The organism is Streptacidiphilus jiangxiensis (genome assembly GCF_900109465.1).
GTDB classification, from domain to species: Bacteria; Actinomycetota; Actinomycetes; order Streptomycetales; family Streptomycetaceae; genus Streptacidiphilus; species Streptacidiphilus jiangxiensis.
In genome coordinates this window covers 1-5233 of the sequence record NZ_FOAZ01000073.1, presented here as the reverse complement: position 1 = coordinate 5233, position 5233 = coordinate 1, and the positions used below count along the sequence as shown (strand labels likewise).

Genomic DNA, 5233 nt, shown 5'->3' with positions numbered 1-5233 from the left:
TTCGACCCGAGGCCGGATGACGAGCTGGCCGGAACCGCCTTCGCCGCTGCGCTCGAGGCGATCATCGGGCAGTCCCGGACGCTCGCCCGCGGGCGCGCCGAGGAGCAGCAGACGGCCGCGGCCTGGTACGGACAGGCGAAAGCCGCGAAGAGTCGGCTCGCCGAGTTCGAAGCGGAACAGCGTCAGCAGACCGCTGCCGCCCAGATGCCCGCGTGGACTGAGGCGCTCCTGCTGCTGGCTATGCGGGCCCACCCTCTGGTCGACGAGGCGGTCGGGGGTCTGAGCCAGGCGGAAAGGGGTGTGGAGGATCCCGAGCTGCTCCACATCCTGTTCGGCGTCGACCACCGCGCGGTGCTACTGCGGCGGTTGATCGAGAACGCCGCGCTGCTCGCTGGCCAGGTCCCCCGGAGGCTGACCCAGAGCACCGCGCTGGCCACCGCGCTGCGCACCGGCGCGGCGGAGATCCACGCCTTCCGGCAGGTCCAGCACGTCCCCCCGCGAGACGAGCTCTACCTACCGGGCCACGTAGCCTCGGCGCTGACGCGGATCGTGGCGGAGCTGGCGGACAACGCGACTCACTTCTCGCCTCCCGAGTCGCCGGTCGTGGTCAACACGGCGGCAGTCCCCGAGGGCCTGTTGGTCACCGTCCAGGACCGCGGGGTATCCCTCTCGCCCGCGCAGCTGGAGTGGCTTAACGGACTCCTGGCCTGGCCCGATGGACCGCCGGCGATGCACCAGCTGAGTGTGGGTCAGCTCGGCCTGCTGGTCAGTGCTCGGCTGGCGCACAGTCACGGGCTCAGGATCTCGCTGGAGGCCACTGCCCCGGGTCTGCGGGCGACGGTCTTCATCCCCGGCCAGTACCTGAGCCGGGAGGCTCCGCCGGCCCCGCGCCGTGCCGATCAGCAGTCGGCTGCCCTGAGCCACAGGCAGGTGGGGCTGCAGGCTCAGCCCGCCGTGGTGAGCACGGTGGAGGCGGCGCCGGTGCGTTCCGGGTCGGGGGCTCCGCCCCTGCCGCGGCGCGTGCGGCAGAGCGTGCCGCCGGCGGGAGCGCCCGAGCCCGACCGAATGTCCAGAGGGGCCGAGCCGCCGCCGGCCTCGACGACGCTGGCGGCGAGCTGGATCGGCGCCACGCGGCAGGCGGGTTCAGCGGTGACCCAGCCCGAGCAATCGCAGAGTTGATGGAGAGACGCATGGACGCGAACAGCTTCACCCCCGAGGCCCTGGGCCTCTTGCTGGCCAACTTCGTCGGCCTGACCAACGGCGTCGAGGACGCGGTCTTCGCGAGCCTGGACGGCCTCCCGCTGGCCTCCACCGAGGCCGATGAGGAGAAGCGCGGGCACTGGGCTGCGCTGACGACGAGCATCTTCCACACCGCGAACCGGCTCGGGCCTCTGCGTGGGATCGACGAGCCCGGGCGGCAGGTCATCGTCGAGCTCGGCGACGACAGCCTGGTAATGATCATGAGCGCCGGCGAAGGACTCCCTCCGTGGCACATCACCGCCGGTACCGCCAATGTGACCGGCTGCGTCCTGGGCGTGGCCACGAGCAGCAGCGCCGACCACGGGGTCGTGGCCTTCGCCGCACAGCAGTTCGTGCAGAGCATCTCCCAGCACCTGATCGTTCCTGCACGGGCAAAGAGCTGACATGGTCAGCGCAAGCGCCGAGCCGTGGCGGCGGGACGACGAAGGGGTGGTCCCCGCGTACGCCCTCACCGGCGGCCGCACCCGACCGCGACATCGGATGCGCCTGGAGACGCTCGTCAGCCGGGGTCCCACCCCCGACGACCAACTGCCCCCGTGCGCGCCAACCGAGCGCCAGCTCCTGGAGCTGTTCAACACCGCGCCGCTGCCGGTGGCCGAGGCCGCAAGCCGGCTGCAGATGCCGGTCCTGGTCACGCAGGTGCTCATCTCGGACCTCATCGACTCCGGCGCCCTGTCGGTCGTCGCCGCACAGGACGCCGCAGTCCCCGGAGTACAGATGCTGGAGGCCACCCTTGCTGGGCTACGACGCAAGTTCCCCAAGGCAGGCTGAGGCGACCGCTGTCACGGTCCTGAAGATCGTGATCATGGGCGGCTTCGGCGTCGGCAAGACGACCATGGTCGGCTCAGTCAGCGAGATCGGGCCGCTGACCACCGAGGCACCGCTGACCTACGCCAGCGCCGGGACGGACGACCTGGCGGGCGTAGAGGGCAAGACGACCACGACCGTGGGCCTCGACTACGGGAAGGTCACCTTCACCAGCGGCGGCGCCAAGTTCGAGCTGTACCTCTTCGGGACACCGGGCCAAGAGCGCTACTGGTTCAGCTGGGACGACCTGGTCCTCGGCGCCGCCGGCGCCGTTGTCCTGGCCGACACCCGCAAGCTGGCCGACGCCTTCCCCGCGCTGGACTACTTCGAGCGCCGGCAGGTCCCCTTCGTCGTGGGCGTGAACAGCTTCGCCGACTCCCCCTACACCTACACCGCCGAGGACGTGCGCCAAGCCATGACGCTGCCGGACGCGGTGCCCGTCGTCCCCTTCGACGCACGCGACGCCAACTCCTCGGCCCACGTCCTGATCACGCTGATCGCCACCGCGCTGGACGCGGCCCGATCCCGCCCCGCCCCCCGAGGAGCGCCGCTGTGACCTATTCCGAACTCGAGCCGGCACTGTCCAGGGAGCAGGGCCAGCGCATCGCCCGGATCCGAGCCCTGGACCTGCTGCAGATGCCGCACCTGGACGAGGTCGCCGGGCGAATCGCCGCAGCACTGGGCCAGCCGTACGCCATGGTCAACGTCATCACCAACGTCCAGGCGTTCGTCGGCCTCCACAGCGCGCCCGGAATGCCGCCGGTCGGCCGCACGATGCGCGTGGACCACGGCTACTGCCCGGCACTGCTCGACCGCGAGGTACCGCTCGTGCTGCCCGACGTGCAGGCCTGGGCCCGCTTCGCCAGCAACCCGGTGGTCGACCAGGTCGGCATCCGGACCTACGTCGGCGCTCCGCTGCCCGACCCGGACACCGGCATCGTCCTCGGCACCGTCTGCGCCGTCGGCACCCAGGCCCTTCCCATGTCCACCGGCCGCCGCTCCCTGGCCCTAATCAAGGAGTTCCAGGCGGAGGTCACCGAGCTGATCGCCGCCCGCGCCCGCGCGTACTGACCCGCTGCCCGAAGGAGGAAACGCAGGTGACCACCGAACTGCACGAGCAACTGCGTCGCACGGTGCGGGACTTCGCCGACGAGGAAGTGGCTCCTCGCATCGCGGCGATGGAACGCGACCAAGGCGTGGACCGCGAACTCGCCTCCTTGATCGCCGCACAGGGCTGGATCGGCGTCACCATCGACCCCCGGTGGGGAGGCATGGGCGCCGGCCACGAAGCCAAGACGATCATCGTGGAGGAGCTCTCCCGCGTCAGCGCCGCCGCAGGCGCGATCGCCCAGGCCTCCCAGCTCGGCGTCGCCAAGATCGCCCTGTTCGGCAGCGAGGAGCAGCAGAGAACGTGGCTGCCCGCGATCGCCAGCGGGAGCGTGCTGCCCACGATCGCAGTCACCGAGGCGGGGTCCGGCGGCCACGTCCTGGGCATTCGGTCCACCGCCCGGCGCAGCGGCAGCCACTACGTGCTGAACGGCCGCAAGTGCTTCGTCGGCAACAGCCACGTGGGCGGACTGCACGGCGTCGTGGTCCGCACCAGCGCCGGATCCAGGGGGCTGACGGCATTCCTGGTCGAGGCGGACCGACCTGGCGTGACCCTGGAACCGCACAGGCCGCGGCTGGGCCTGCGAGGCTTCAGCTTCGGCACCATCAGATTCGACGAAGTGAAGGTCCCGGCCTCCGCCATCGCCGGCGAAGTGGGCGACGGACTCGCCGTCGCCTACTCCTCCAGCACCCTGTACGGACGCGCGAACCTGGCCGCCGTCGCCCTGGGCGTGCACCACGCCGCCGTGGCCCGGGTGGTCGACGAGGCCGCGACCCGGGTGCGGTACAGCAAGCCGCTGGGCGACCTCCCGGTCATCCAGCAAAAGCTCGGACAGATGCAGGCCCGGCTGGAGTCCGCCCGTGCCTTGGCCTACGCGGCGGTCGCCCAGCTCGACCGCGGGCAGCCCTGCGACGGAGCACTGATCGCCTCCAAGCACCAGGCCGTCACCCTGCTCCTGAAGTCGGTGCACCAGGGGATGGAGGTCCACGCGGCCGACGCGCTGTACGCCGACAGCGAGATGGCGCGGCTGCTGCGCGACAGCTGGTGCATCGAACCGCCGGCCGGCACCAGCGACATACAGGCGCACCGCCTCGCCATGGGGCTGCTCCACCCCGGCCGTCACCCTGACTGGTCCGCGCGCTTCGCCGACAAGCTCAAGGCCCACGGGGCCTGGGCCGGCCACGGCGCGGTGTCGGAGCGTCCGGTGCTGGCCGTCGAGGGAGCAGCGCGGTGAGGCGCCCGCTGCTGCCCGATGTCGAGCAGTTCGCGCAGCCGGGTTCGTCCGACTGGCGGCCCGAGTGGGTGCCGCAGGTGTGGACGACGCGCCTGCCCGCAGGCCGGTTCTGGGAGGCAGTCCGGGTCGCCGGACCCGAGGCACAGCAGGCGTTGGACCTGCTCGGTGCCGACATCGGCCCGGTGATCTCCAACCCCTACGCCCAGGTGTCCTTCTTCCTCCTCGACCAGGCCGACGGCCCGTGGGTACCGACCCGCACCGCGCGGCTGCTGCGTCACGGCACCGTCGTCGCCATCCCGCAGTGGCACGTCCGCAGTGGCCGGGACGTGCACTGGGCCGTCCCACCCGGGCGCGGCACCACCGACCCCGGCGCGCTGCGCGAGGCCCTGGTCGGCCCACGGCCGCAGCCCCGCCGGATCGCACCGCCCGCCGTGACGCAGCGCCCGAAGCCGTAGACCGACGTCAGAATCGAGACCTCCATGTGTCAGCACACCCCCGACTGCCCGGCGGCGGACGATCCGGCCTGCCAGGCCGCCGTGGCGGTCAGCGCCCATCCCGACCAGGGCTGGTCGCTGTTGTGTAACGGCGTGCTGCTGTTCGAGGACACCGGCGCCATGCTGCCCGACGGACGCAGCATCGCCCCTCGGCGCCTGATCGGCACGGTGACGGCGTGAGGACCGGCCTGGCCCGGTGCACCGCCAGCAGGGACGCCGCGGCATCCGGCCCCGCTGTCGCACGGGCCACGCGCAGCGGATCGCTGCCCTGGAGCCTGATCGGACTGGACCAGGCTGCCGCCGAGGCGGATCCGTGCGCCGACCTCGGAC

At 71.9% G+C, this 5233-nt stretch carries 8 protein-coding genes; all 8 read left to right on the top strand.

The features are described 5' to 3' along the window. The coding region (locus BMY61_RS46975; RefSeq protein ID WP_075004323.1) for an ATP-binding protein at positions 1–1179 on the top strand (1179 nt) is incomplete at its 5' end. 11 nt (positions 1180–1190) lie between these two features. Next, positions 1191–1643 (top strand): roadblock/LC7 domain-containing protein, encoded by a 453-nt coding sequence (locus tag BMY61_RS43530; protein ID WP_042449537.1) that lies wholly within the window; start codon positions 1191–1193, stop codon positions 1641–1643. Position 1644: 1 nt separating this feature from the next. Then, a complete protein-coding gene (locus BMY61_RS43525; protein WP_042449539.1) occupies positions 1645–2031 on the top strand; it encodes a DUF742 domain-containing protein in 387 nt (128 codons plus the stop codon). Next, positions 1997–2623, top strand: coding sequence for a GTP-binding protein (locus BMY61_RS43520; RefSeq protein ID WP_425314741.1), 627 nt, complete (start codon positions 1997–1999; stop codon positions 2621–2623). Before BMY61_RS43525 ends, BMY61_RS43520 begins: the two co-directional genes overlap by 35 nt. Further along, the gene (locus BMY61_RS43515) at positions 2620–3138 is read left to right on the top strand and encodes a GAF domain-containing protein (RefSeq protein ID WP_042449541.1); all 519 of its coding nucleotides are present in this window, start codon (positions 2620–2622) and stop codon (positions 3136–3138) included. Before BMY61_RS43520 ends, BMY61_RS43515 begins: the two co-directional genes overlap by 4 nt. Before the next feature lie 26 nt (positions 3139–3164). After that, the gene (locus BMY61_RS43510; protein WP_042449544.1) at positions 3165–4409 is read left to right on the top strand and encodes an acyl-CoA dehydrogenase family protein; all 1245 of its coding nucleotides are present in this window, start codon (positions 3165–3167) and stop codon (positions 4407–4409) included. Continuing rightward, entirely contained in the window at positions 4406–4864 is a 459-nt protein-coding gene (locus BMY61_RS43505; RefSeq protein WP_052438815.1) for a hypothetical protein, read from the top strand. The genes BMY61_RS43510 and BMY61_RS43505 overlap by 4 nt, the downstream gene beginning before the upstream one ends. Positions 4865–4888: 24 nt before the next feature. Further along, a complete protein-coding gene (locus tag BMY61_RS43500) occupies positions 4889–5083 on the top strand; it encodes a DUF5999 family protein (RefSeq protein WP_042449545.1) in 195 nt (64 codons plus the stop codon). The last annotated feature ends 150 nt before the right edge of the window (positions 5084–5233 follow it).

Coding starts and splice junctions, on each gene's coding strand:
- BMY61_RS43530 (WP_042449537.1), top strand. CDS start 1,191: ATGGACGCGAACAGCTTCACCCCCGAGGCCCTGGGCCTCTTGCTGGCC.
- BMY61_RS43525 (WP_042449539.1), top strand. CDS start 1,645: ATGGTCAGCGCAAGCGCCGAGCCGTGGCGGCGGGACGACGAAGGGGTG.
- BMY61_RS43500 (WP_042449545.1), top strand. CDS start 4,889: ATGTGTCAGCACACCCCCGACTGCCCGGCGGCGGACGATCCGGCCTGC.